This is a genomic window from Pseudooceanicola sp., assembly GCF_041987405.1.
Lineage (GTDB): Bacteria > Pseudomonadota > Alphaproteobacteria > Rhodobacterales > Rhodobacteraceae > Pseudooceanicola.
In genome coordinates this window covers 227,519-251,521 of record NZ_JBHIWR010000005.1, presented here as the reverse complement: position 1 = coordinate 251,521, position 24,003 = coordinate 227,519, and the positions used below count along the sequence as shown (strand labels likewise).

Here is a 24,003-nt window from a genome sequence, read left to right as displayed (position 1 = left end):
GGTCAGCCGATCCGCCCGCCCGCATCCCCGATCTGCCCGCGATGCAGCAGCAGATGATCGAGGATCACACAGGCCATCATCGCCTCGCCCACGGGCACGGCGCGTATGCCGACGCAGGGGTCATGCCGTCCCTTGGTGACGATCTCGGTTGCCTCGCCGGACTTGGTGATTGTCTGCCGCGGCTTGAGGATCGACGAGGTCGGCTTCACCGCAAAGCGCACCACCACATCCTGCCCGGTGGAGATCCCGCCCAGAATGCCGCCCGCATGGTTCGAGGAATAGACCGGCTTGCCGTCGTTCCCCATGAAGATCTCGTCCGCATTGGCTTCGCCCGTCAGCTCCGCCGCCGCCATGCCCTCGCCGATCTCCACGCCCTTCACCGCGTTGATCGACATCATCGCCGCCGCCAGGTCGGTGTCGAGTTTGCCATAGATCGGCGCACCCAGCCCTGCGGGCACGCCCCGGGCCACGACCTCGATCACCGCGCCGACGGAATTGCCCGACTTGCGCAGCCCGTCGAGATACCCGGCCCAGTCCTCCGCCGCCTTGGCGTCCGGCACCCAGAAGGGGTTTTCGTCGATCTGGTCCCAGTCGAACCGGTCCCGGTCGATCCGGTGCGGCCCCATCTGGACCATGTAGCCCTTGATCTCCACCTCGGGCGCCAGCGCGGCCAGCGCCGCCCGGGCCAGACCGCCCGCCGCGACCCGCGCGGCAGTTTCCCGGGCCGAAGACCGCCCGCCGCCGCGATAGTCGCGGATGCCGTATTTCTGCCAGTAGGTGATATCGGCGTGACCGGGGCGGAATTTCTCCGCGATCTCGGAATAATCCTTTGATCGCTGGTCAGTGTTGCGGATCATCAGTTGCACCGGCGTGCCGGTGGTCTTGCCTTCAAAAACGCCCGACAGGATCTCCACCTGGTCCGGTTCCTGCCGCTGCGTGGTATAGCGGTTCTGCCCGGGTTTGCGCATGTCCAGCCAGCGCTGCAGCATATCCGCATCCACCGCCACGCCCGGGGGGCAGCCATCCACGGTCGCGCCCAGGGCGGGGCCATGGCTTTCACCCCAGGTGGCGACGCGGAACAGGTGGCCGAAGCTGTTGAGAGACATGGCAAAGCCCTTTGAATACTGTTGGCAAGGGCCTAACCCATCCCCTGTGCAGGTGCAATTCCAGCTTTGATGCCTCCCGCCCCGATCAAACCCCGCGTCGCGTTCACGGCCATCCCTTCATCTTTCCCGAAATACTCCCGCCGGAGGCGCAGCCCGCCGCCCATGCCGGGCCAGGCATAGCGCCCCTTGCCTTCCCCCCGCCACCGCACTACGACTCGCCCCACCTCGGGGTGCCTCAGGGCTGAGATGCGCAAGCGAACCCGTTGAACCTGAACCGGCTAGAACCGGCGGAGGGAAGGTCACGCGGTCCCAAAATCCGCACTCCTCCTTTCGCCCGTCGCAATGGAGGATGTCTATGAAACATCTGATCACCGCCACGGGTATTGTCCTCGCCACGCAGGCCGTGGCCGAGACACCCGTTCTCACAATCTACACCTACGACAGCTTTGCCACCGAATGGGGCCCGGGCCCGGCCATCGAACAGGGGTTCGAGGAGAGCTGCGGCTGTGACCTGCAATGGGTCACGGCGGGCGATGGGGCCTCGCTCCTGTCGCGGTTGCGACTGGAGGGCGAGGGGACAAAGGCCGATGTGGTCCTAGGCCTCGACACCAACCTGACCGCCGCCGCACGTGACACCGGTCTTTTTGCGCAGCATGGTGTCACCGCTGACTTCGACCTGCCCGTGGACTGGACGGACGACACCTTCGTGCCTTTCGACTGGGGCTATTTCGCCTTCGTCGGCAACAAGGGCGAAGAGCATCCGACCGATTTCCGCGCCCTGGCCGAGAGCGACCGGCGTATCGTGATCCAGGATCCGCGCTCCTCCACCCCCGGGCTGGGCCTGCTGCTCTGGGTCAAGGCGGCCTATGGAGAGGAGGCCGCGTCGATCTGGGACGGGCTGAAGGACAATATCGTCACCGTCACCCCCGGGTGGTCCGAGGCCTACGGCATGTTCCTGGACGGGGAGGCGGACTTGGTCCTGTCCTACACCACCTCGCCGGCCTATCACGTCATCGCCGAAGAGGATCAGAGCAAGGTCGCGCTGCCCTTCGACGAAGGTCACTACATGCAGATCGAAGTGGCGGGCGTCGTCGGCAGCTCGCAGCAGACGGAATTGGCGAAGGACTTCCTCGCCTACCTCACCTCCGACGCCGCGCAGCAGGTCATTCCGACGACCAACTGGATGTACCCCGCTGTCCTGCCGGAGGGCGGTCTGCCGGAGGGCTTTGGTGATCTCGTGACACCGGACACCGCCCTGCTGATCCCCGAGGCGGAGGTGCCGACCGCGCGGGACGCGGCATTGGAAGAATGGCGCGCAGCGCTTTCGCAATAAGAGCGGGTGGCGCGGCGGCCCTTTTGGTGGCCGCGCTGATCCTTGCGCCGCTGGCGGCGGTCTTCCTGCGCGCGGGCGGGGCGGGCTGGCCGACCCCGGGTGATTGGTCCGCCGTTCGGTTCACCCTGCTTCAGGCCGCGCTCTCGGCCCTCTTCAGTGCCATCCTGGCGATCCCCGTCGCGCGCGCCCTGGCACGCCGCCGATTTCCGGGGCGCGGGTTGCTGATCCTGGCCATGGGCGCCCCCTTCATCCTGCCTGTCATCGCCGCAATCACCGGTCTGCTGATGCTGTTCGGGCGCAACGGGGTGATCAATGCGGGCCTCATCTCCCTCGGTCTGCCGCCGATCGAGATTTTCGGTCTACATGGCGTTCTGCTGGCCCATGTCTTTTTCAACCTGCCGCTGGCCACCCGCTTGTTGCTGGAGGGCTGGCGGGCCATTCCGGCCGAACGGTTCCGCCTCGCCGCGCAGATGAACCTGCCCCCGGCTACGGTCTTCCGCCTGCTGGAATGGCCCATGCTGCGCCAGCGACTGCCCGGCGTCATGGCGGTAATCTTTGCCATCTGCCTGTCCAGCTTTGCGGTCGTTCTGGTCCTGGGCGGCGGCCCGGCGGCCACGACCATCGAACTGGCGATCTACCAGGCCTTCACGTTTGAGTTCGACCTGGCCCGCGCCGCCACCCTGGCCCTGCTGCAACTGGCGTTGGTCAGCCTGGCCGCCCTTCTCGCCCTGCGGGTGGCGCGGTCGGACGGGCTGGGCACCGGGCTGGACCGGTTGGTACAGAGATGGGACGACACCCTGTCGTTGAAGGCAATGGATGCGGCGGTGCTGATCGCGGCCTGCCTCTTCGTCACGGCACCGATCCTGCTCCTGCTGATCCGCGGGCTGTCCTCCCTGCCGCTCATGCCTGCGGAGGTCTGGGAGGCGGCGGGGATTTCCATCGCTGTCGCGCTGGCCTCCACCGTGATCGCGGTGGTTCTGGGCTTTGCCCTGGCCCTGCCGCGCCATGCCCTGACCGACAGTCTGGGAATGATGACCCTGGCCGCTTCGCCCCTCGTGCTGGGGACGGGGCTCTTTCTGCTGATCCGCCCCGTGGCCTTTCCCGGCGATCACGTCCTGGCCCTGACGGCGCTGGTCAATGCGGCGGCCGCGTTGCCCTTTGTCCTGCGCAGTCTAGGCCCGGATCTGGCGGCGGTGGAGCAAGGCTATGGCCGTCTGGGCGACAGCCTGGACCTCACCGGCTGGTCGCGCCTGCGCTGGCTGATCCTGCCGCGCCTGCGCCGCCCGCTCGGCTTTGCCGCCGGGCTGGCCGCCGCCCTTTCCATGGGGGATCTGGGGGTGATCGCCCTCTTTCCCCCGCCCGACAGCGCGACGCTGCCGCTGCAGATCTACCGCCTGATGGGCGCCTACCGGATGGAGGCGGCGGCCGCCGCCAGCCTTCTGCTGGTCGTGCTCAGCTTCGGGATTTTCGCCCTTTTCGACAGGATCGGCCGCCATGCTGAGACTTGACCACCTCGCCCTCCGCCAGGGGGATTTCACGCTGACCGCCGACTGGAGCCTCGCCCCCGGCGCGCGTCTGGCGCTGATCGGCCCGTCAGGCGCGGGCAAGTCCACCTTGCTGGCCGGGATCGCGGGCTTCCTGCCGCCGGAGCGGGGCCGCATCCTCTGGCAGGAGGATGACATCACCCCTATCGCACCCGGCAAACGCCCGGTCGCCATGCTGTTTCAGGACGGCAACCTCTTTCCTCACCTCAGTATCGAAAGGAACGTGGGCCTTGGCCTGCGCCCCGACCTGCGCCTGTCCGGGGCGGAGCGCGACCGCGTCTGCGCCGCCCTGGCCCGTGTCGGGCTGGAGGGGCTGGCAGATCGCAAACCCGGCAACCTTTCCGGCGGCCAGCAAAGCCGCGCGGCCCTTGCTCGGGTGCTGGTGATGAACCGTCCGCTGCTCTTGCTGGATGAACCCTTTGCTGCCCTAGGTCCGGCCATGCGGGCGGAGATGCTGGACCTCGTCGCCGAGATGGCGGGGGAGACCGGTACGACGCTCATCATGGTCAGCCACGATCCCGGCGACGCACAGCGGATTGCAGGACTGACCTCTGTCGTGGCCGAGGGGCGGGCCGCCGCGCCGGTGGAAACCGGGGCCCTTTTCGCTAACCCGACAGAGGCGCTGCGCGACTACCTCGGGTAGCCTTTCACTTGGGCGGCCCCCCTCCCTGTCCCTCCCCCCGGAGGGGAGAGGGGACCCCAGTCCCGATGGTTTCAATGACCGGCAGCGTCGCGCGCGTGATCGTTTCGGGCTGTGCCGCTGCACATGAAAAAACCCCGCCGGTGAGGGCGGGGTCTTCCATGTCTGTCCGTCAGCCGGATCAGGCGTGTTTCTTGCCCTTGTGCGGGGCCCAGAGCTTCTTGTTCGTCAGGTACAGAAGCGAGGCCAGCACGACGAGGAAGATCACCGCGACAAAGCCCGCATGTTTGCGCGCCATCATCTTCGGTTCCGCCGCCCACATCAGGAAGGCCGCGACATCCTCTGCCACGTGATGCGGATCATTGGAGTGACCGTCGGCAAACTCGAGCTGGTCCTCGAAGAGCGGGGGCGCCATCGCGATCCAGCCGCCGGGGAAGGCGGTGTTCTCGTAATAGGTGGTCCCGGCTTCTTCCTTCTCCTCACCGGTGTAGCCGGTCAGGATGTTGACGATGTATTCGGCGCCGCCGATGCCCTGGAAGAACTGATTGATGCCCAGGCCGTAGGGGCCGTGGAACCCGGCGCGGGCCTTGGCCATCAGGCTGAGGTCCGGCGCGTTCTCAAGTCCCGACATCGGGAAGTGATCCTGCGGCTTGGCCGGGCGGAAGTCGTCTAGCTCTTCATCGAAGACTTCGAAGTTCTGGGCCGCATAGGCGCGCACCTGATCGGCGGGAAGATGCGGGCCGCCCTCGTCGGCCAGCGTCCGGATCGGCACGTAGCGCAGACCGTGGCAAGCCGCGCAGACCTCGGTGTAGACCTGCAGACCGCGCTGCAATTGGTTCTGGTCAAAGGTGCCGAAGGGCCCCTCGAAGGAGAAATCCACGTCGTGGATGTGACCCTGGTCGCCTGCCGCTGTGGCGGCACCGGCCGTCATGGCCAGTGCTGCGAGGGCAGAGAGTGTGAACTTGCGGAACATTATCTCTGTCCTTTCTTATTCGGCGGGCGTTTTCGGGCCGTAATGCGCATTGAAGTCATCTTCAATGGTCGCAGGCTGCGGCAGCGGTTTCTCGATCACGCCGAGAAGCGGCAGGATCACCAGGAAGTAGGCGAACCAGTAGGCCGACCCGATCAGCGAGATGGTCGAATAGGGCGGCTCAGCCGGCATCGCGCCACACCACATCAGGACGATGAAGTCGATGATGAGGAGGTAGAACCACCATTTGAACATCGGACGGAAGCGACCGGAGCGCACCGAGGAGGTGTCGAGCCAGGGCACCAGCGCCATCACCAGGATCGCGCCGAACATCGCCAGCACGCCGAAGAACTTCGCCGTGATGATCCCGCCGGTCACCCAGTTGGCCAGCATCACGACCCAGACGTCGGCCGTGAAGGCCCGCAGGATCGCGTAGAACGGCAGGAAGTACCATTCGGGCACGATATGCGCCGGGGTCGAGAGCGGGTTCGCCTCGATGTAGTTGTCGGGGTGGCCCAGATAGTTCGGCATGAAACCGACGATCGCGAAGAACACCAGCAGCACGATGGCCAGGCCGACGAAATCCTTGATCACGAAGTAGGGCCAGAAGGGCAGGGTGTCCTTCTCGGCCTCTTCCTTGGACCCCTTGCGGACATCAACACCCGTGGGGTTGTTGTTGCCGGTCGTGTGGAAGGCCCAGATGTGCACGATCACCAGCGCCGCGATGACGAAGGGCAGCAGGTAGTGCAGCGAGAAGAAGCGGTTCAGCGTGGCGTTGTCCACGGCCGGCCCGCCCAGAAGGAAGGTCTGCAGCGTCTCGCCGATGAACGGGATCGCGCCGAACAACCCGGTGATCACCGTAGCCCCCCAGAAGGACATCTGACCCCAGGGAAGAACATAGCCCATGAAGCCGGTGGCCATCATCAGCAGGTAGATAATCATGCCGACGATCCAGGTGACTTCGCGCGGGGCCTTGTAGGACCCGTAGAAGAGACCACGGAAGATGTGGATATAGACGGCCAGGAAGAAGAGCGACGCGCCGTTCATATGCAGGTAGCGCAGGAAATGCCCGCCGCGCACGTCCCGCATGATGTGTTCGACGCTGGCAAAGGCCATATCGACATGCGGCGTGTAGTGCATGACCAGGACGATACCGGTCACGATTTGCAGCACCAGGCAGAAGGCCAGGACGATGCCCCAGATCCACCACCAGTTCAGGTTTTTCGGTGTCGGGATGAAGAGCGTGTCGTAGAGAAGACCGACGATCGGCAGGCGGGAGTGGAGCCACTTCTCGCCCTTGGTCTTCGGTTCATAGTGATCGTGGGGAATGCCGGACATCAGTTACCTCCCTCAGCCCAGAACGATCTCGGTGCCCTCGAAGCGGGCAGTCGGAACAGGCAGGTTTGTTGGCGCGGGGCCTTTGCGAATGCGGCCGGCGGTGTCGTAGTGCGACCCGTGGCAGGGGCAGAACCATCCGCCGAAATCACCGGCGCCGTCACCAAGCGGAACGCAGCCGAGGTGCGTGCATACGCCCATCATGACCAGCCATTCCTCGGTGTCTTCGCCTTCGGGTTTCAGGGCGCGGTTCACGTCCGTCGCCGGGGAACCCGCTTCGATATTGGCGTTGCGCGCCTCCGGGTCGGGCAGGCTGGACACGTCCACATCATTGGCGGCGGCCACTTCGTCCTCGGTACGGCGGCGGATGAACACCGGTTTGCCAAGCCATTTGACGGTCAGCTGCGTGCCGGGTTCGACACCCGAAACGTCGACACGGATGGACGACAAGGCGGACACATCGGCGGAGGGGTTCATCTGGTTCACCAGCGGCCAGACGGCTGCACCGGTCGCGACGGCACCGGCGCCTGCTGTGGCGTAGTAGAGGAAATCCCTCCGGGTGCCTGCGTGATCTTCTGCGTGGGACACGAGGTAAGCTCCATTCTTCGGCCGGGGTGGCCTGATACGACTCAGGGGCCGGGCCATGAGAGGCCCTGCCGGTCCGAGCCGGTGTTTAACGGCGGTTTTTCGTGCCGTCCAGCATACAATAGGCGTCTTTGCACAAGGGTGCGCTTGTGTCGCGCTTGTGTCGGGCATATTCCATGCATAGTTGGGTGTGGAAATGCGCGGGACAGTTGCGTTCCGAACCCTGAAAGGCGAAGGTGCTGATTGCTATGAAGAACCTTGTCCCCGGCCTTGCACTGGCCACCGTGATCCTGGGCGCACAGCCCGCCGCCGCCGAATTCGAACTGGGTGTCTATACCGGTTACCAGACTTCGCCGCACAGCCGTGTGACGGGGACGCGCGGGGCCTCCTCGGGCAGCACGCCCTTCGACAACCTGATCGGCTGGCAGGGCAAGAGCTTCTCTATGCCTCCCTATTATGGGGTTCGCGCCACCTGGTGGCGCCCGAACGACATCGGCTTCGGGATCGAGTTCAGCCACGAAAAGGCCTACGCCCCCGGCGCGGAAATGCCCGCAGGTTTCACGCGGCTGGAGTTCACCGACGGCCACAACATCATCACCGCGAATGTGTCCAAGCGCTGGACCGACAAATGGGGCGTGGGTGTCACCCCTTATGTCAGCGGCGGCCTTGGCATCGCACTGCCGCATGTCGATGTGACCGAGGGCACCAACCGCACCTTTGGCTATCAGCTGACAGGTCCCGCGGCGCGCCTGACCGCCGGGGCCAGCTACAAGCTGAACGAAAACTGGTCGATCTTCGGCGAATACCAGTTCACCTGGTCCGACAACACCGCCGACCTGGCCGGTGGCGGCAGCCTGAGCACGCGGATCATCACCAACGCAGTGAACGTCGGGGTCGGCTTCACATTCTGATGTGACTGGCTGATCCGACCGGGCTGGCAACAGCCCGGTCCGCCCGATCAATCTGATCTAGCCCTGCGGTGCGGTGGCCGCCATCGAGGGTCGCTCGGAGAACGCCGCGTACCAGGCCGCCAGCTCCGGGCAGCTCGCCCGCCAGTCGCGATCCCCATGCCGGAAATCCAGATAGCCAAGTGCACAGCCCACGGCGATCTGCCCCGCGTCGACGGGGCCGTTCAGATGACCCATCCAGCGATCGTTGACCGCCTGCACCGCGCCCATGGCCTTGCCCCACTGCGCCTCGATCCAGTCGTCAAAGACCTTGTCTTCCGGCCGCACCCGGCGCTCGTAGACCATCAGCACGCCGGCCTCCATGATCCCGTCGCCCGTCGCTTCCAGGGTCAGCACGTCCCAGATATTGGCCTCCGGATACAGCGGCCCGTCCGCCACGGCGTTGAGATAGCGGGTGATCACCCGGCTGTCATAGACCGTCGGCCCGTCCTCCCGCACCAGCGCCGGCAATTTGCCAAGCGGGTTCGAGGCCTTCAGCGCCGGGTCCGTTGCGATCGGCGTGGTCGCGGTATTGATCAGCTCGACACGGTCCAGGAGGTCGCATTCATGCATCACGACATGAACCTTGCGGACAAAGGGCGAGGCGGGCGAAAAGAATAGCTTCATCATGGGTCTCCCTGTTGCGGCGAACCCTAGGTCCGGCCCGCGCGACTGTCCATCCTGTCAGATGCCCGTCTCAGACACCCGTCGCCGCCCGCATCAACCGGGCCAGCGCATCGGTCTTCGCCCCCAGCCCCGCCGCGGCCATCCCGTCGGCGGCAGCCATCCGCGCCGCTTCCGGCTTGTTCTGCGCCAGCTTCCAGGTGCCGTCGACCTCCTCGACCCGCAGCTCGAAAGGCCGGATCATCCGCATCAGACGCTCCACCACCTCCTCCGGCACCTTGTCCAGTTTCCAGACGGGCTTCGGGGCCAGCCGCTCCTCATAAGTATCCGACAGCCGCTCCAGCGCGCCCCGCAACGCCTCCTGGGGCAGGGGGCACAGCGTTCCGGTCAGATGCACCGCCACATAGTTCCAGGTCGGCACCTGATCCTCCATCCCGTACCAGTCGGGCGAGATGTAGCCATGTGGCCCCTGCACCGCCAGCCGCGCCGCCACCCCGTCCCGCGCCGCCCGCGCCACGGGGTTGGAGCGCATCAGATGCATCTCCACCCGCTCGCCGTCCAGCACGAAGGGCACATGCGCCAGATGCGGCGCCCCGCCGGGGTCCGAAATGGCCAGCACGCCAAACCCGGTCTCCCGCGCGAAACCCAGGCAATCCTCGCGACTGCCCACATGGTAAATCGGATTGGGATGCACGCCTTTGCCCCTTCATCTTGCCAGAAATACTCCCGCCGGAGGCATCCGACGACTGGACCCGAGGCTAGGTCAGAAGAAGCGCGCTGTCCCGGTCAAAGATCACGCGCGCAATGACATTCCGTCATGCGAGGTAATCACGGCGCTTATGATCTGCCCCTCGGGCTGATCCGCATCGAACCGCACTTCGGCGAACTGTTCGGTCCGGCCCATGCGCGGCCCCTCCATCAGCACCGCCTGCCGGGTCCCGACTTGCGACTCCAGATGCGCCGTCACGCGGCTCTCGCCCGCCGCCCGCAACCGCGCCGCCCTATCCTTGATCTGCGGTCCGCGCACCTGCGGCATCCGCGCGGCGGGGGTGCCCGGGCGGGGCGAATAGGGGAAGACATGCAGCCAGGTCAGATGACAGTCCTCGACCAGCCGCAGCGAGTTCTCGAACATCGCCTCCGTCTCGGTCGGAAAACCCGCGATGATATCCGCGCCAAAGGTCATCCCGGGCCGCAGCGATATCGCCTCCTCGCAGAAGCGGATCGCATCGTCGCGCAGGTGCCGCCGCTTCATCCGCTTGAGGATCATGTCATCGCCCGCCTGCAGCGACAGGTGCAGATGCGGCATCAGACGCGGTTCGGTCGCGATGGCCTCCATCAGCGCGGGGTCCGCCTCGATCGAATCGATGGAGGAGATCCGCAGCCGCGGCAGGTCCGGCACCAGCTTGAGGATCCGGCGCACCAGATCGCCCAGACGCGGCGCGCTCGGCAGGTCCGCCCCCCAGGAGGTCAGATCGACCCCTGTCAGCACCACCTCGTTGAACCCACGATCCACCAGCCGCTTGATCTGATCGACCACGACACCGGCAGGGACCGAGCGTGAATTGCCCCGGCCATAAGGAATGATGCAGAAGGTGCAGCGATGATCGCAGCCGTTCTGAACCTGCACATAGGCCCGGTGCCGCCCGAAGCCGTCGATCAGGTGACCGGCGGTTTCCGTCACCGACATGATGTCATCGACAATCACACGCGCGGTCTCGCCGATCAGGTCGGGGGCAAATCCTTTCCAGGTCTCCGCCTGCATCTTTTCCGAATTGCCGACCACATGGTCGACCTCCGACATCGCGGCGAAGGTCTCGGGCTCCGTCTGTGCGGCACAGCCGGTCACGATGATCTTCGCTTGCGGGTTTTCCCGCCGCAGCCGCCGGATATCCTGCCTCGCCTTGCGCACCGCCTCCGCCGTCACGGCGCAGGTGTTGACAACGACGGCGTTCTCCACTCCGGCCTCGGCGGCGAGTTCCTTCATCGCTTCGGTTTCATAGGCGTTGAGCCTGCAACCGAGCGTGGCAAAGATCGGGGTCTGACTCATCACAACCCGTCCAGAAACTCCGGCGTGAGCCGCGCGTCAAAGACCCGGGCCACCGGCCCGGTCATCCACACACCATCCTCACACCAGTCCAGTTCCAGCCACCCGCCGTCGACTTCCATGCGGATATGCCGCTCCGTCAGCCCGCGCTGATGCGCCGCCACGGCCACCGCACAGGCGCCGGAGCCGCAGGCCAGGGTGATCCCCGTGCCCCGCTCCCAGACCCGCATCCGCACCTCGTCGCGCGACCGGACCTCGACAAACTCCACATTCGTCGCCTGGGGGTAGAGCGGGTTATGTTCGACCTCCGCCCCGCGCGCCGCAACATCCACCGTCGCGATGTCGTCCACGAAAAAGACCGCATGGGGGTTGCCCATGCCGACGGCCACCGGATCGCCCGCGATCGGCAGGTGCAGCAGCTCCACATCCCGGGCGAGGGGAATCACCCGCCAGTCCAGCACCGGCGCGCCCATGTTGACCCAGACAGCTTCGCCCCGCATCTCGCCCCGCAGCACGCCCCGGGTGGTGCGGATCGTCACCGCATCGCGCCCGGTCTCGGCCATCCACTCCGCCGCGACACAGCGCGTGGCATTGCCACAGGCCCCCGCCCGGCTGCCGTCGGAGTTCCAGAAATCCAGGATGATATCCGTATCCGTCCCGTTCCGGATCTCGGCCAGCTGATCAAAGCCCACACCGCGATGCCGGTCCCCCACGGCCCGCGCCAGTGCGGGCGTGCAGACAGCGGCCATTCCCCGGCTGTCGAGGATGACAAAGTCGTTTCCGGCCCCATGCATCTTGCGAAAGGCAAGGCCGTCAGAAGGGATCGCGCGCGGTTCCATGCCCGCGCATATAAGGCCCCGGACCGCCCGAGGAAAGCCCGAGCAAAGACGGTGCGACACGGCCAGCCCCCGGGTCTCGGACAACCCCGCGTAAAATCGCGCCAAAAACCGGGAAAACGGGGTTGACCCCCTGCCGGTCCCTATCTAATAGGGCGGCTCTAGTGGGCCGTTAGCTCAGTTGGTAGAGCAACTGACTTTTAATCAGTGGGTCGCAGGTTCGAATCCTGCACGGCTCACCACTAAATCAACAGATTGCCAATTTTCCCGCGCGGTGCGCGCGAGAGGATATTCCTCTTCGACAGGGGTGCCTCCTTCTTCCATAGGGCATTCGTCCGGAGGTCGCGACTGCTCCGCGACAGACGTTCCCTGCCCTCATCCCGTCAGTGACCAGCAGACGGCGAACCGGCGGGCAGCGGGCCCTAAATATGCAATCACGGCTTCGTGAAGATAGCCTTACTTTGCGCAATAATTGACTTGATGGTCAAACCTGTGTCTGCTCCATTCCATTGCCCGCACAGACGGACAAATTACCAACAGGAGACGACCATGACCAAGCTTACACGCGCGCTGAGCCTTTCGGCTTCGGCCCTTGCGCTGGCTTTGGCCGCCGGAACAGCTTCGGCCGAAACCCTCAGATGGGCCCGCGTAGCCGATGCGCTGACGCTGGACCCGCACAGCCAGAACGAAGGGCCGACCCTGGCCCTGCTGCGCCACATCTACAGCACCCTCGTGTCGCGCAATGTCGACGGCACGCTTGAACCCAACCTCGCCACCAGCTGGGAAATCCACCCTGACGATCCGTCGGTCTGGGTTCTGAAGCTGCGCGAAGGCGTGACCTTCCAGGACGGCGCGGCCTTCACCGCCGAGGACGTGGTCTTCTCCTACGAGCGCGTGCTTCATGAAAGCTCGGGCTTCCGGGCGATCCATGCCGACGTTCAGGGCGCCGAGGCGATCGACGACTATACGGTGCACGTTCAGATGTCCGGCCCGTCACCGCTCTATCCGAACAACCTGACCAACTTCTTCATCGTCGACAAGGACTGGGCCGAGGCCAACGACGTGGTCGCGCCGCAGAACTTCGCCGCGGGCGAGGAGAACTTCGCGGTCCGCAACACCAACGGCACCGGACCCTATCAGCTGGTCTCCCGCGACCCCGAAGTGCGGACCGTGCTCGAGGCATTCGACGGCTACTGGGGCGACGCACCCGCCGCGACCGAGGTGATCTACCAGCCGATCCCCGAAGCCGCGACGCGTATTGCCGCGCTTCTGTCCGGCGAAGTCGACTTCGTGCAGGATGTGCCGGTGCAGGACATCGCACGTCTTGAACAGACCGATGGTGTCAAAGTCGTCACCGGCCCCGAGAACCGCAACATCTTCTTCTCCTACGACATGGCGTCGGAAAAGCTGCGGTCCTCCAATGTCGACGACAACCCGTTCTCGCACCCGGAAATCCGCGAAGCCATGGCGCTCGCGCTGAACCGCGACGCGATCCAGCAGGTCGTGATGCGCGGTCAGTCGCAGCCCTCCGCCGCGCCGCTGCCGCCCTTCGTGAACGGCTGGACGGAAGAGATGCACAGCTACGACGCGCCGGATATCGCCCGCGCGACCGAACTGGTGAAGTCGGTCTATCCCGACGGCTTCTCGGTGCAGCTCGATTGCCCGAACGACCGCTATCTGAACGACGAGGCGATCTGCCAGGCCGTCGTGGGCATGATGGGTCAGATCGGCATCGACGTGTCGCTGAACGCGCAGTCGCGCTCGCTGCACTTCCCGCTGATCGAGAACTGGGAAACCGACTTCTACCTGCTGGGCTGGGGCGTGCCGACCTTCGACTCCGCCTATATCTTCAACTTCCTGGTGCACACCCGCGGGGATTCCTACGGGGCGTACAACGGCGGCAAATACTCCAACGCCGAGGTTGACGCGAAGATCGAGCAGATCGCCACGATGACCGATCTGGAAGCCCGCAACGCCGTCATCGGCGAGATCTGGGATCAGGTGATGGAGGACCGCGTCTTCCTGAACGTGCACAACCAGCTGCTGGCCTACGCGGTGAAGGATGGGGTCAACATCGAGGTCCACCCCGAGAACTCGCCGACCATGTGGACGGTCACCTTCGACTGACCGGACCAGCCTTGATCTGCGCCCGGCCGACCATAACCGTCGGCCGGGCGTTTGCAATCGTGGTACCCTGCGGCAGTCCTCCCCGATCGTCCGGATCGCCCGGACCGGACAGGACCGCCCCGAATTCCAAATCCCCGCCACGCGCGCAACATGACGGGACAGCACAATGATAGCCTTCATCATCCGCCGCCTGCTGCAGTCGATCATCGTGATGGTCGCCGTCGCCGCGGTGTCCTTCGCGCTGTTCCGCTTCGTCGGGGATCCGATCAGTTCGATGGTCGGTCAGGAAGCCTCGATCGACGACCGGCAGGCACTGCGCGACAGCCTCGGGCTGAACGATCCGATCCTCACGCAATTCGGGCGTTTCATCGGCGGCGCCCTGCAGGGCGAATTCGGGATCTCTTACCGGCTGCAGATGCCGGTGACCGAACTGATCATGCAGCGCCTTCCTGCGACGCTGGAACTGGCGCTGGTCTCGGGCACGCTGGCCTTCGTCACGGGGCTTGGCCTCGGCGTTTACACGGCGCTGCGACGACGGGGTGTGCTGTCGAACATCATCATGACCGGCTCGCTCATCGGTGTGTCGCTGCCCACCTTCCTGATCGGCGTCCTGCTGATCTGGGTCTTCGCGGTGGAGTTGCGCTGGCTGCCCTCCAACGGCCGGGGCCAGGTGGTGGAACTGGGCAGCTGGTGGACGACCGGCTTCCTCACCACATCCGGACGGCTGGCGCTGATCCTGCCGGCCATCACGCTTGGCCTCTATCAGATGACGCTGATCATGCGGCTGGTGCGGGCCGAACTGCTGGAGGTTCTGCGGTCGGACTATATCAAGTTCGCCCGTGCCCGGGGTCTATCCGCCCGGGCGGTGAACTTCGGCCACGCGCTGAAGAACACGCTGGTGCCGGTCATCACCATCACCGGGCTGCAGCTCGGGTCGATCATCGCCTTCGCGATCATCACCGAGACCGTGTTCAACTGGCCCGGTGTCGGGGCGCTTTTCATCAGCTCGGTCCGCTTTGTCGACGTGCCGGTGATGTCCGCCTACCTGATGATGATCGCGCTGATCTTCGTGATCATCAACCTGATCGTCGATCTGCTCTATTATGCTGTCGATCCCCGTCTGCGCGTCGACCGCGCAGCGCAAAGCCATTGAGGAGCCACCCATGACTCCCGAAACACAAATCCCCGAGGCGCAGATCCCCGAGACAAAGGCCCCAGGCCGCCTCTACCGCGCCTGGGACAGCGACCTGGCCTATGCCTTCCGCACGGCGCCCGTGGCCATCGTGGCGACGCTAGTGGTGCTGGTCGTGGTCTTCTGTTCTGTCTTCGCGCCGCTGATCGCGCCGATGAACCCCTACAACCCCGCCGCGCTCAACCTGATGAACGGCTTCACCCCGCCGATGGAGCCGAACGCCTTCACCGGCGAGGTCTTCCTCCTCGGGACCGACGGGCAGGGCCGCGACATGCTTTCCACCATCATGTACGGCACGCGCACCTCGCTGTTCGTCGGCGCGATGGCGGTGCTCTTCGCCATGGTCATGGGCATCTCCATCGGGCTTTTCGCCGGCTGGCGCGGGGGCTGGGTAGACAGCACGCTGATGCGAATCGCCGATGTACAGCTGGCCTTCCCGGCGATCCTGATCGCGCTCTTGGTCTTCGGCATTGCCCGCGGCTTCATTCCTGACAACCTGCGCGACCAGCTGGCCATCTGGGTGCTGATTGTCGCCATCGGTCTTTCCGACTGGGTACAGTTCGCCCGCGTGGTGCGTGGCGCCTCCATGGTCGAGAAGAACAAGGAATACGTGCAGGCGGCGCAGGTGATCGGGGCGCATCCGCTCAAGATCATGTTCCGGCACATCCTGCCCAATGTCATGGGCCCGGTACTGGTGATCGCCACCATCAGCCTCGCGCTGGCAATCATCGCGGAGGCAACACTGTCCTTCCTCGGCGTCGGCGTGCCACCGACCCAGCCCAGCCTCGGGACATTGATCCGCGTCGGCCAGGGCTTCCTGATCTCGGGAGAGTGGTGGATCCTGCTGTTCCCGGCGGTGACCCTTCTGGCGCTGGCGCTGTCGGTCAATCTTCTGGGCGACTGGCTGCGGGATGCGCTGAACCCGCGGCTGCGATAGGGGACCGAAGATGACCGATACAAAGACCCAACCCCTCCTCTCCGTCCGCGATCTCGTGGTCGAGTTTCCGACGCGCCGCGGCGTTCTGCGCGCGCTGGATCGTGTCAGTTTCGACATCATGCCGGGTGAAGTGCTGGGCATGGTGGGCGAATCCGGCGCGGGCAAGTCGATCACCGGGGCCTCGATCATCGGGTTGATCGAACCGCCGGGCCGCATCGCCAGCGGCGAGATCCGGCTCAAGGGCGAACGGATCGACACCCTGCGCCCCGAAGCGATGCGCAAGGTGCGCGGGCGGCGGATCGGCATGGTCTTCCAGGATCCGCTGACCTCGCTCAACCCGCTCTACACTGTGGCGCAGCAGCTGATCGAAACGATCCGGACGCATATGGACGTCTCCGAAAGCGAGGCGCGCAAGCGGGCTATTGCCCTGCTCGACCGTGTCGGCATTCCCGCCGCCGCCCGCCGGATCGACGACTATCCCCACCATTTCTCCGGCGGGATGCGACAGCGGGTGGTGATCGCGCTGGCCCTCTGCGCCGAGCCGGAGCTGGTCATCGCGGACGAGCCGACAACCGCCCTCGACGTTTCGGTGCAGTCGCAGATCATCGAGGTGCTCAAGGACATCTGCGCCGAACGCGGCGCGGCGGTCATGCTGATTACCCATGACATGGGTGTGATCGCGGAAACCGCGGACCGCGTCGCCGTCCTCTACGCCGGACGGATGGCCGAGGTCGGCCCCGTGCGCGAGGTCATCACCGAGGCGCTGCACCCTTATACTGCGGGCCTTATGGGCTCGATCCCGACCCTGACGCAAGAGACGGACCGCCTGGTGCAGATCCCCGGCTCCATGCCCCGACTGCATGCCATCCCGACGGGCTGTGCCTTCAACCCCCGCTGCGACCGGGCCTTTGCCCCCTGCCGCGAGATCCGCCCCGACCTGATGGACCAGGGCAGCGGACGCGAGGTCGCCTGCTGGCTCTATGACCCCGCCCGGACAGGAGAGACCCACGATGCCTGACCCGCTTCTGAAGGTAGACGGCCTGACCCGACGCTTTGACGTCTCGAAACCCTGGCTTAACCGGGTGATCGAGCGGGACGACAAGCAATACCTGACCGCCAACGCCGATGTCAGTTTCGAGATCGCCAAGGGCGAGACCTTTGCGCTTGTGGGAGAAAGCGGCTCGGGCAAGTCCACGATCGCCAAGATGGTGGTCGGCCTGCTGCCGCCGTCCGCCGGGACGATCACCTTCGACGGGCAAAAGATCGACGCGGGCGCGGGCATTCCGCGCAGCCTGCGCCGCCGGTTCCAGATGATCTTCCAGGATCCCTTCGCCAGCCTCAATCCGCGCTGGCGCGTGGGCGAGATCATCTCCGAACCGATCCGCACCTTCGGGCTGATGAACGCCACCGACGCCCGCGCCGAGGCCGCGCGCCTGCTGGAGGTCGTGGGCCTGTCGGCCTCGGACGTGACCAAGTACCCGCACGAGTTTTCCGGTGGACAGCGACAGCGGATCGCCATTGCGCGCGCCCTGTCGTCCAAGCCGGAATTCATCGTCTGCGACGAGCCGACCTCGGCCCTCGATGTGTCGGTCCAGGCGCAGATCCTGAACCTGATGCGCGACCTGCAGGACGAGTTTGGCCTGACCTATCTTCTGATCAGCCACGACCTGTCGGTGGTGCGGCACATGGCGACGCGGATCGGTGTGCTCTACCTCGGCCGTCTGGTCGAGGTCGCGCAGGGCAAGCGCCTCTTCTCCGAGCCGCAGCACCCCTACACCCGCATGCTTCTGGATGCGGTGCCGGACCTTGCCCTCTCGGGCCGCCGCCGTCGCCCGGTCGAGGGCGAGATCCCCAACCCGATTTCCCCCCCGCCGGGCTGTGCCTTCCATCCGCGCTGTCCGCTGGCCTTCGACCGCTGCAGGGTCGATATTCCACAGCCCCGAACCACGCCGATCGGGCAGGCGGCCTGCCACGCGCTGGACGAGGCGATCCCGGCCTGAGGCGCATGTAGAGCCGACAATCCTGCTGTGAGCATGAGGCGCCGCCTACAAGCCCGTCGTCTTTTGGGTCTTTCACACCGGCAGCGGCGAGACGCCGATCACCGGCCCGTGCAGATGCAACGCCGCAGCCCACAGGGCCAGTCCGATGGCGAGGCGGATCATCATCGGGCGAGCGTTCCGGGCCAGCCAGCCCCTGTCGGTCAGCGGCCGCAGCGACAGGAGCGCGCTGGCGGCAAAGAACACCGGGGCCTCCGCCCCCAACTCGCGCCGGGCCTTGGCGTCAAAGGCGGGGATGGCAGCGAGGGCCATCACGGTGAAGCTGCCGAACAACACGACATGCGCCAGATCCCCGTTCGGCACCAGATGCGCCCCGGCCCAGAGGGCGAGGGCCAGGAACAGGGGATGGCGGGTGATCGCTGCGAAACCCGGATCGCCGGGGTCGAAGGCAGCGTGGCGACGGCCGCCGAGCGTATGGCGATTGGGCAGGCCCACCCCACAGGTAACCAGCACGGTGGCGAGGGGCAGGGCGAGGTTGGGCACCCACCTCATCCACGGCATCTGCGGCCAGAGCTCGACATAGGGCGCGCGACCCGCGGCCACGATCACCCAGACCAGCAGGCCAAGCGAGACCGCCCCATAGGCCGAGAAATACACCCGCCGCCCGACCGCGCGGATCAGCCTTTCCCGCATCCCGCCGATGCGCGGCAGGAAATGGCTGGCCACAAAGATGGCCAGAGCCAGGACATATTCGGCCCATCCGGTCATGCGCGCTCTGCCTTCTCCATCTCTCGGGCAATGTGACAGGCGACGGCATAGGGGGGCAACAGACGGATGACCAGCCCTCGGAGGAGGGACTGTTTAGGCGTGTGGACTGGCCAGCCCATTCAGAACGCCGGACCGCGTTTCAGATCACCCGGATCACATCCTTGCCGACCGACAGCATATAGCCCCGCCGCGCGATATTGCGCACCAGCAGCTCGCTGACCAGCTGATTGCCAAGCGTATCACGCAGCCGCTTGATCCGCGTCGCCCCGGCGGCCTCCTCGCAATCCTCGACCCGTCGGCCGGAGATCATCGCCTCGATCTCCGCCCCGGACAGCATCTCGTCATCCAGCCGCGCCTCCGCCAGGATCGACAGCGTTTCCATCGCTGCATCTGTCAGCTTGAACCCGTGGTTGTTGAGATAGACGGTCTTCTCTTCGCGGCTGATCAGCAGGGAGTTCACCTCGATCCCCGCCCGTTCGATCTGTGCCATGCGGCGGTTCAGCGTGATGAGGATCACCAGAAAGACCAGCGCCGCCACCAGCATCGCGGTGGCGAAGACCAGCAGGATGAAGATCACGATGCGGTAGCTGGCCAGGGTTTCGGAAAAGGCAGTGCCGGACTGGGCCAGGATCTCCAGCAGCTTAATTTCCGCATCCCCGGTCAGCGTGTCATTCTCGACAAACAGCCGCTCCACTCGCTGGTTGAAGACATCCGCATCCGGCAGGGTCAGGAACAGCACGATGCCCCCGATCAGCAGCAGCCCGGCAATCGCCCCGATCCCAAGCGCGACGACCCGCGTGCCGATCCGGCGCAGGTCGCTGGCGAATTCCGTGCTGTCTGTCGGTGCGCTCACATGGTCATCCCTTCAACGCCACGATCTTGAGCAGAATCCACCCCTGCTGCGCAAGCCTCGCGCGCACCTCTTCGGTGGCGGCGGACCGGTCGCAGGAGGACACCTGCATTTCCCCGTGCTGCAGGCGCAGCGGATTGTCCTGCTTGGCCTTGAACTCGGCGATGCAGGCCGCCTCCGCAGCTGCTGGGAGGGTAAGGAATAAGGCCGCGAGTGCGGTCATGAAAGCTGTGCGTGTCATGTCGGCGACATTGCGCGCAACAGGGCTGACATTCAATAACCATAGGCCCTTGGCGGGGCTGTTATCGAATAACCGGCGGCTGTTATTGCCCGATTTCGGCAATCGGGGGGAGGCTTGGATCATACCTCGTCGGACCCGCTTCCGGGTTCATCCTGAATTTCAAGTTGCCCCCGAAAGGAGCACCCCATGACCCGCAAGTTGATTGCCACCATCGTCGCCGCCGCGCTCGCCGTCACCTCTGTCAACGTCGGCACCGCCCAGGCCGCAGACCGCGATGTCGCCCGCATCATCGTCGGCGCCACCGCCCTGGCCATCATCGGCAGCGCCCTCGCCGCCGAACAGCGCAAGAAGAACCAGGTGACCACCTACACCACCCGCCCGCATAACCAGGGGTACCGGCAGCATTACGGCAACAATCACCACAACAAACCGCACTGGAAGAAACAGCAGCATCGCCGCACCGTGTCGCGCGAGTGCCTGATGAGCGTGCGTGGTCAACGTGGCTGGACCGAGGGCTATGCCGTCCGCTGCGCACAGCGCACCACCCGCGCCACCCTGCCGAGCGATTGCGTCCGCCGCAACTACGCCCAGGGCCCGCGCCTCTTCTATTCGCCGCACTGCCTGCGCCGGAACGGCTTCAACGCCTGAGCGAGAGCTGAGCCTGCCGGGGCCCCACACCCCGGCGGATCGGGCAGGGGGGGAGGGGAAACCCTCCCCCTTTTTCTGTGGACCCGGGGATTGTCATCGCAGGGGGCGCGCCCCGTCCTTCTGACCCCCCGGGATACTTGCCGCAAAAAGAAACTGGCGGCTTTTCAACACCTGCGTGGCCCGTTACGTCGGGATCATGGATGGACCTGATTTCTCGTTCGAAGCTGGGCTGATCGCCCGAGGGATGCCGCGGATTGCCGGTGTCGACGAGGTGGGCCGGGGCCCCCTGGCCGGGCCGGTGACTGCGGCGGCGGTGATCCTGGATCCTGCCCGCATTCCCGAAGGGCTGAACGATTCCAAGAAGCTGACCGAAAAACGCCGCCTCGCCCTGCTGGAGCAGATCATGGCGAGTGCGGATGTCTGCGTCGCCCATGCCACGGTCGAGGAGATCGACGAGATCAACATCCTGCGCGCCAGCCACCTGGCGATGGAACGCGCGATCGCCGGTCTGCGGACCCGGCCCCACCATTGCCTGATCGACGGCAATCTGATCCCCCGGGGCCTGAGCATCCCCGCCACCGCCGTGATCAAGGGCGACGCGCGTTCGGTGTCGATCTCGGCAGCCTCGATCGCGGCCAAGGTGGCGCGGGACGCGATCATGCGGGATTTGGCGCAACAGTTTCCCGGCTACGGATGGGACAGCAACGCCGGGTATCCGTCAAAAAGCCATATTTCGGCGCTTCAATCCCTAGGTGTGACCCCACACCATAGGAAATCCTTCAAGCCGGTCCACAATATCTTGTGTAAAGCCTGATTTCTAAGTCACTGAATCAAAAAAGAAATTGACCGCGAATCACTCTTGAATCATCCTTTGGGCAACGCAGCGAGCACCGAGAAACGGTGCCTACATGCCCGAGAATCGGTGCCCAAGCAAAGGTCACGACCAGGATGAAACGAACCGATCCGAAGGCATTTCTGCCGCTCAATACGATTGTTGCAGGCGACTGCATCGAGGTGATGAATTCCCTCCCCGAGGCCTCCGTGGACCTCATTTTTGCCGACCCGCCCTATAACCTTCAGCTCAAGGGTCAGCTGCATCGTCCGGACAATTCCCAGGTCGACGCGGTGGATGACCATTGGGACCAGTTCGACAGCTTTGCCGCCTATGACCGCTTCACCCGCGACTGGCTGGCCGCCGCGCGGCGTCTGTTGAAGCCGAACGGCGCGATCTGGGTGATCGGCTCTTACCACAACATCTTCCGTGTTGGCGCGGCGCTGCAGGATGCGGGCTACTGGATCCTCAACGACGTCGTCTGGCGCAAGTCGAACCCGATGCCGAACTTCCGGGGCAAGCGGTTCACCAATGCGCATGAGACGATGATCTGGGCGTCGAAAGGCGAGGGGGCGAAATACACCTTCAACTACGAGGCACTGAAATCCCTGAACGAGGGCGTGCAGATGCGCTCCGACTGGGTTCTGCCGATCTGCAATGGCGGCGAGCGGCTGAAGGATGCCAATGGCGACAAGGCGCATCCGACGCAGAAACCTGAAAGCCTGCTGCACCGTGTTCTGGTCGGCTCGACCAACCCGGGCGACGTGGTGCTTGACCCCTTCTTCGGCACCGGCACGACAGGCGCGGTGGCCAAGATGCTGGGCCGCGAATTCATCGGGATCGAACGCGAGGAGGCCTATCGCAAGGTCGCCGAGGCGCGCATTGCCAAGGTCCGCAAGTTCGACCGCGAGGCGCTGATGGTCTCGACCTCCAAGCGGGCCGAGCCGCGCGTGCCCTTTGGCCAGCTGGTCGAACGCGGCATGCTGCGCCCGGGCGAGATGCTGGTGAACACGCGTGGCCAGGCCGCCCGAGTGCGCGCCGATGGCACGCTGGCCACCGACGGCTTCAACGGGTCGATCCACCAGGTCGGGGCGCATATCGAAAACGCGCCCTCCTGCAACGGCTGGACTTACTGGCACTTCAAGAAGGACGGCAAGACCATCCCGATCGACCTGCTGCGTCAGCAGATCCGCGCCGAAATGAACTGATCCAAGGAACGCCTGGCTCCGCCACACACCGCTTTCAGCGGAGCCTAACTCATGCCCCGTCCACATAGTGGCGGGGCTTTTTCTTGGGGCCGCACCGATGCCCGGGGGTCACAGCCCCTCATGCACCCCGCGCTTGTAGGGGGTCCAATCCGTGATCTCCGGATAATACATCGCCCGCCACTTTCGAACCTTGGGGTTCATCATCCGCCGCCAAACCGGTGGCATCATCGCCAGCGTGGTCATCAACGGATAGCCGTGGGGCAGTTGTGGCGCCTCGTCCTCGCCATAGGTCTGCAGCAGGGGGAAGCGGCGGTCGGGCTTGTAGTGGTGGTCCGAATGGCGCTGCAGGTTGATCAGCATCCAGTTCGACACCCTGTGCGCCGCGTTCCAGGAATGCTGCGGCTTGACGTGCTCGAACTTGCCATTGCCAAGGTATTTCCGTGTCAGCCCGTAATGCTCGACGTAGTTCGTCAGCTCCAGCAGCCAGATCGCGAAGAAGGCCTGCCCGACAAACAACAGCAGCCCGAACCACCCCCCGACGATCAGCGCCATGGCGATCATGCCCAATTGCAGCGCCGCGTAGCGCCAGAACGGATTGCGCCGGTCAAAGGCCGAGAGGTCCTTGCGTTTCAGCCGCGCCACCTCTGCCCGCCAGGATGAGCCGAGGCATTCTACAAGAACCCGGGGGAAGAACCGAAGGAAGCTTTCGTTGTACCGCGCCGTCACCGCATCGCGCGGGGTGCCGACATGGACGTGATGGACCAGCAGGTGTTCCGACCGGAAATGCGAATAGAGCACCATCGACAGCAGGATGTCCCCCAGCCACCGCTCGCGCGCGCTTTTCTGGTGCATCAGCTCATGCGCATAGACGATCCCCGCCGCGCCGGTCATGATGCCGACACCGTAAAGCAGCGCGATGACCTCCAGCACACCAAGGTGCCGGTTGGCGGCGACATAGCCGATGATCCAGAACAGCAGCACGAACTGCACCGGCACCCAGACCATGGTCACCGCTCGATACCAGAAAAGATCGGCCTCCTCGGTATCGGTATCCGGGTTCTCCTCGTTCAGCCCGGCCAGCCGGTCGAGGATCGACACGGTCACCAGCCCGTAGGCCGGAAGCAGCAGCAGCCACCACCCGCCCCAGAGCGTGCCGAGGATTGCCAGCGGCACATTGACCAGCGTCATCCAGAAGGGCAGGGCGCTGCTGAAACTGGCGATAGGTCTGGCGGTCATGGT

General features: G+C 65.1%; 24 protein-coding genes, 1 tRNA gene and 1 riboswitch. Of the genes, 13 read left to right on the top strand and 12 right to left on the bottom strand.

Features of this window, described 5'->3' with window-relative positions:
- Positions 1-2: 2 nt before the first annotated feature.
- A complete protein-coding gene (aroC, locus tag ACFC2Y_RS14540; RefSeq protein WP_375175871.1) occupies positions 3-1,106 on the bottom strand; it encodes a chorismate synthase in 1,104 nt (367 codons plus the stop codon).
- Between the two features lie 216 nt (positions 1,107-1,322).
- A riboswitch (TPP riboswitch) is annotated at positions 1,323-1,419 on the top strand.
- 42 nt (positions 1,420-1,461) lie between these two features.
- Here aroC and thiB point away from each other — a divergent pair.
- From thiB to ACFC2Y_RS14525, 3 genes are read left to right on the top strand one after another with little or no spacing between them, the layout of a single operon-like run.
- Positions 1,462-2,439, top strand: coding sequence for a thiamine ABC transporter substrate binding subunit (gene thiB, locus ACFC2Y_RS14535; protein WP_375175872.1), 978 nt, complete (start codon positions 1,462-1,464; stop codon positions 2,437-2,439).
- Positions 2,415-3,947 (top strand): thiamine/thiamine pyrophosphate ABC transporter permease ThiP, encoded by a 1,533-nt coding sequence (locus ACFC2Y_RS14530; RefSeq protein ID WP_375175873.1) that lies wholly within the window; start codon positions 2,415-2,417, stop codon positions 3,945-3,947. The genes thiB and ACFC2Y_RS14530 overlap by 25 nt, the downstream gene beginning before the upstream one ends.
- Positions 3,934-4,626 (top strand): ATP-binding cassette domain-containing protein, encoded by a 693-nt coding sequence (locus ACFC2Y_RS14525; protein WP_375175874.1) that lies wholly within the window; start codon positions 3,934-3,936, stop codon positions 4,624-4,626. The genes ACFC2Y_RS14530 and ACFC2Y_RS14525 overlap by 14 nt, the downstream gene beginning before the upstream one ends.
- A 178-nt stretch (positions 4,627-4,804) precedes the next feature.
- Here the strand turns inward: ACFC2Y_RS14525 and ACFC2Y_RS14520 are convergent, their stop codons facing one another.
- Genes ACFC2Y_RS14520 through petA form a run of 3 tightly spaced genes read right to left on the bottom strand, consistent with a single transcriptional unit; the run spans position 4,805 to position 7,516 of the window.
- Positions 4,805-5,596, bottom strand: coding sequence for a cytochrome c1 (locus ACFC2Y_RS14520; RefSeq protein ID WP_375175875.1), 792 nt, complete (start codon positions 5,594-5,596; stop codon positions 4,805-4,807).
- Positions 5,597-5,611: 15 nt separating this feature from the next.
- A complete protein-coding gene (petB, locus tag ACFC2Y_RS14515) occupies positions 5,612-6,931 on the bottom strand; it encodes a cytochrome b (RefSeq protein ID WP_375175876.1) in 1,320 nt (439 codons plus the stop codon).
- Positions 6,932-6,943: 12 nt separating this feature from the next.
- Entirely contained in the window at positions 6,944-7,516 is a 573-nt protein-coding gene (petA, locus tag ACFC2Y_RS14510) for a ubiquinol-cytochrome c reductase iron-sulfur subunit (protein WP_375175877.1), read from the bottom strand.
- A 245-nt stretch (positions 7,517-7,761) separates the two neighbouring features.
- Here petA and ACFC2Y_RS14505 point away from each other — a divergent pair, with 245 nt between their 5' ends.
- Positions 7,762-8,424, top strand: a complete 663-nt coding sequence (locus ACFC2Y_RS14505) for an outer membrane protein (protein WP_375175878.1) — start codon at positions 7,762-7,764, stop codon at positions 8,422-8,424.
- A 57-nt stretch (positions 8,425-8,481) separates the two neighbouring features.
- On the opposite strand, the gene ACFC2Y_RS14500 is transcribed toward ACFC2Y_RS14505, so the two are convergent.
- The 4 genes from ACFC2Y_RS14500 to dapF all read right to left on the bottom strand — a co-directional run bounded on the left by ACFC2Y_RS14500 (position 8,482) and on the right by dapF (position 11,967).
- A complete protein-coding gene (locus tag ACFC2Y_RS14500; protein WP_375175965.1) occupies positions 8,482-9,087 on the bottom strand; it encodes a glutathione S-transferase in 606 nt (201 codons plus the stop codon).
- A gap of 70 nt (positions 9,088-9,157) precedes the next feature.
- Complete coding sequence (locus tag ACFC2Y_RS14495) at positions 9,158-9,778, bottom strand: FMN-binding negative transcriptional regulator (RefSeq protein WP_375175879.1); 621 nt, start codon at positions 9,776-9,778, stop codon at positions 9,158-9,160.
- A 99-nt stretch (positions 9,779-9,877) separates the two neighbouring features.
- Entirely contained in the window at positions 9,878-11,131 is a 1,254-nt protein-coding gene (mtaB, locus tag ACFC2Y_RS14490) for a tRNA (N(6)-L-threonylcarbamoyladenosine(37)-C(2))-methylthiotransferase MtaB (RefSeq protein ID WP_375175880.1), read from the bottom strand.
- Complete coding sequence (dapF, locus tag ACFC2Y_RS14485; RefSeq protein WP_375175881.1) at positions 11,131-11,967, bottom strand: diaminopimelate epimerase; 837 nt, start codon at positions 11,965-11,967, stop codon at positions 11,131-11,133. Before dapF ends, mtaB begins: the two co-directional genes overlap by 1 nt.
- Positions 11,968-12,130: 163 nt before the next feature.
- On the opposite strand from dapF, the gene ACFC2Y_RS14480 reads away from it, so the two are divergent.
- From ACFC2Y_RS14480 to ACFC2Y_RS14455, 6 genes are all read left to right on the top strand, one after another.
- Positions 12,131-12,206: transfer RNA gene (locus ACFC2Y_RS14480), tRNA-Lys, on the top strand.
- A 307-nt stretch (positions 12,207-12,513) separates the two neighbouring features.
- A complete protein-coding gene (locus ACFC2Y_RS14475) occupies positions 12,514-14,091 on the top strand; it encodes an ABC transporter substrate-binding protein (RefSeq protein WP_375175882.1) in 1,578 nt (525 codons plus the stop codon).
- Between the two features lie 166 nt (positions 14,092-14,257).
- Positions 14,258-15,244 carry an ABC transporter permease gene (locus ACFC2Y_RS14470; protein WP_375175883.1) on the top strand — a complete coding sequence of 329 codons (987 nt, stop codon included), beginning with the start codon at positions 14,258-14,260 and terminating at the stop codon, positions 15,242-15,244.
- Between the two features lie 10 nt (positions 15,245-15,254).
- The gene (locus ACFC2Y_RS14465) at positions 15,255-16,220 is read left to right on the top strand and encodes an ABC transporter permease (RefSeq protein WP_375175884.1); all 966 of its coding nucleotides are present in this window, start codon (positions 15,255-15,257) and stop codon (positions 16,218-16,220) included.
- Between the two features lie 10 nt (positions 16,221-16,230).
- On the top strand, positions 16,231-17,238 hold the full coding sequence (locus tag ACFC2Y_RS14460) for an ABC transporter ATP-binding protein (protein WP_375175885.1): 1,008 nt from the start codon (positions 16,231-16,233) through the stop codon (positions 17,236-17,238).
- Entirely contained in the window at positions 17,231-18,220 is a 990-nt protein-coding gene (locus ACFC2Y_RS14455) for an ABC transporter ATP-binding protein (protein WP_375175886.1), read from the top strand. The genes ACFC2Y_RS14460 and ACFC2Y_RS14455 overlap by 8 nt, the downstream gene beginning before the upstream one ends.
- 72 nt (positions 18,221-18,292) lie before the next feature.
- Here ACFC2Y_RS14455 and ACFC2Y_RS14450 read toward each other — a convergent pair whose 3' ends face one another.
- The 3 genes from ACFC2Y_RS14450 to ACFC2Y_RS14440 form a co-directional block, all read right to left on the bottom strand.
- Positions 18,293-18,985: an NnrU family protein gene (locus ACFC2Y_RS14450; protein WP_375175887.1), complete on the bottom strand. Its 693-nt coding sequence runs from the start codon at positions 18,983-18,985 to the stop codon at positions 18,293-18,295.
- Between the two features lie 139 nt (positions 18,986-19,124).
- Positions 19,125-19,838, bottom strand: a complete 714-nt coding sequence (locus ACFC2Y_RS14445) for a transcriptional regulator (protein WP_375175888.1) — start codon at positions 19,836-19,838, stop codon at positions 19,125-19,127.
- 4 nt (positions 19,839-19,842) lie between these two features.
- Positions 19,843-20,199: a hypothetical protein gene (locus ACFC2Y_RS14440; RefSeq protein WP_375175889.1), complete on the bottom strand. Its 357-nt coding sequence runs from the start codon at positions 20,197-20,199 to the stop codon at positions 19,843-19,845.
- A 63-nt stretch (positions 20,200-20,262) separates the two neighbouring features.
- Between ACFC2Y_RS14440 and ACFC2Y_RS14435 the strand changes: the two genes are divergently transcribed.
- The 3 genes from ACFC2Y_RS14435 to ACFC2Y_RS14425 all read left to right on the top strand — a co-directional run bounded on the left by ACFC2Y_RS14435 (position 20,263) and on the right by ACFC2Y_RS14425 (position 22,764).
- On the top strand, positions 20,263-20,724 hold the full coding sequence (locus ACFC2Y_RS14435; RefSeq protein ID WP_375175890.1) for a hypothetical protein: 462 nt from the start codon (positions 20,263-20,265) through the stop codon (positions 20,722-20,724).
- 196 nt (positions 20,725-20,920) lie between these two features.
- On the top strand, positions 20,921-21,538 hold the full coding sequence (locus ACFC2Y_RS14430; protein WP_375175891.1) for a ribonuclease HII: 618 nt from the start codon (positions 20,921-20,923) through the stop codon (positions 21,536-21,538).
- Between the two features lie 134 nt (positions 21,539-21,672).
- Positions 21,673-22,764, top strand: coding sequence for a site-specific DNA-methyltransferase (locus ACFC2Y_RS14425; protein WP_375175892.1), 1,092 nt, complete (start codon positions 21,673-21,675; stop codon positions 22,762-22,764).
- 108 nt (positions 22,765-22,872) lie between these two features.
- Here ACFC2Y_RS14425 and ACFC2Y_RS14420 read toward each other — a convergent pair whose 3' ends face one another.
- Complete coding sequence (locus ACFC2Y_RS14420) at positions 22,873-24,000, bottom strand: alkane 1-monooxygenase (RefSeq protein ID WP_375175893.1); 1,128 nt, start codon at positions 23,998-24,000, stop codon at positions 22,873-22,875.
- Between the last annotated feature and the right edge of the window lie 3 nt (positions 24,001-24,003).

Coding starts and splice junctions, on each gene's coding strand:
- ACFC2Y_RS14425 (WP_375175892.1), top strand. CDS start 21,673: ATGAAACGAACCGATCCGAAGGCATTTCTGCCGCTCAATACGATTGTT.
- ACFC2Y_RS14475 (WP_375175882.1), top strand. CDS start 12,514: ATGACCAAGCTTACACGCGCGCTGAGCCTTTCGGCTTCGGCCCTTGCG.
- mtaB (WP_375175880.1), bottom strand. CDS start 11,131: ATGAGTCAGACCCCGATCTTTGCCACGCTCGGTTGCAGGCTCAACGCC.
- ACFC2Y_RS14520 (WP_375175875.1), bottom strand. CDS start 5,596: ATGTTCCGCAAGTTCACACTCTCTGCCCTCGCAGCACTGGCCATGACG.
- ACFC2Y_RS14500 (WP_375175965.1), bottom strand. CDS start 9,087: ATGAAGCTATTCTTTTCGCCCGCCTCGCCCTTTGTCCGCAAGGTTCAT.
- ACFC2Y_RS14470 (WP_375175883.1), top strand. CDS start 14,258: ATGATAGCCTTCATCATCCGCCGCCTGCTGCAGTCGATCATCGTGATG.
- ACFC2Y_RS14455 (WP_375175886.1), top strand. CDS start 17,231: ATGCCTGACCCGCTTCTGAAGGTAGACGGCCTGACCCGACGCTTTGAC.
- petB (WP_375175876.1), bottom strand. CDS start 6,931: ATGTCCGGCATTCCCCACGATCACTATGAACCGAAGACCAAGGGCGAG.
- ACFC2Y_RS14505 (WP_375175878.1), top strand. CDS start 7,762: ATGAAGAACCTTGTCCCCGGCCTTGCACTGGCCACCGTGATCCTGGGC.
- ACFC2Y_RS14430 (WP_375175891.1), top strand. CDS start 20,921: ATGGATGGACCTGATTTCTCGTTCGAAGCTGGGCTGATCGCCCGAGGG.
- ACFC2Y_RS14450 (WP_375175887.1), bottom strand. CDS start 18,985: ATGACCGGATGGGCCGAATATGTCCTGGCTCTGGCCATCTTTGTGGCC.
- ACFC2Y_RS14530 (WP_375175873.1), top strand. CDS start 2,415: ATGGCGCGCAGCGCTTTCGCAATAAGAGCGGGTGGCGCGGCGGCCCTT.
- ACFC2Y_RS14440 (WP_375175889.1), bottom strand. CDS start 20,199: ATGATCCAAGCCTCCCCCCGATTGCCGAAATCGGGCAATAACAGCCGC.
- ACFC2Y_RS14465 (WP_375175884.1), top strand. CDS start 15,255: ATGACTCCCGAAACACAAATCCCCGAGGCGCAGATCCCCGAGACAAAG.
- aroC (WP_375175871.1), bottom strand. CDS start 1,106: ATGTCTCTCAACAGCTTCGGCCACCTGTTCCGCGTCGCCACCTGGGGT.
- ACFC2Y_RS14435 (WP_375175890.1), top strand. CDS start 20,263: ATGACCCGCAAGTTGATTGCCACCATCGTCGCCGCCGCGCTCGCCGTC.
- ACFC2Y_RS14420 (WP_375175893.1), bottom strand. CDS start 24,000: ATGACCGCCAGACCTATCGCCAGTTTCAGCAGCGCCCTGCCCTTCTGG.
- thiB (WP_375175872.1), top strand. CDS start 1,462: ATGAAACATCTGATCACCGCCACGGGTATTGTCCTCGCCACGCAGGCC.
- ACFC2Y_RS14525 (WP_375175874.1), top strand. CDS start 3,934: ATGCTGAGACTTGACCACCTCGCCCTCCGCCAGGGGGATTTCACGCTG.
- ACFC2Y_RS14460 (WP_375175885.1), top strand. CDS start 16,231: ATGACCGATACAAAGACCCAACCCCTCCTCTCCGTCCGCGATCTCGTG.
- dapF (WP_375175881.1), bottom strand. CDS start 11,967: ATGGAACCGCGCGCGATCCCTTCTGACGGCCTTGCCTTTCGCAAGATG.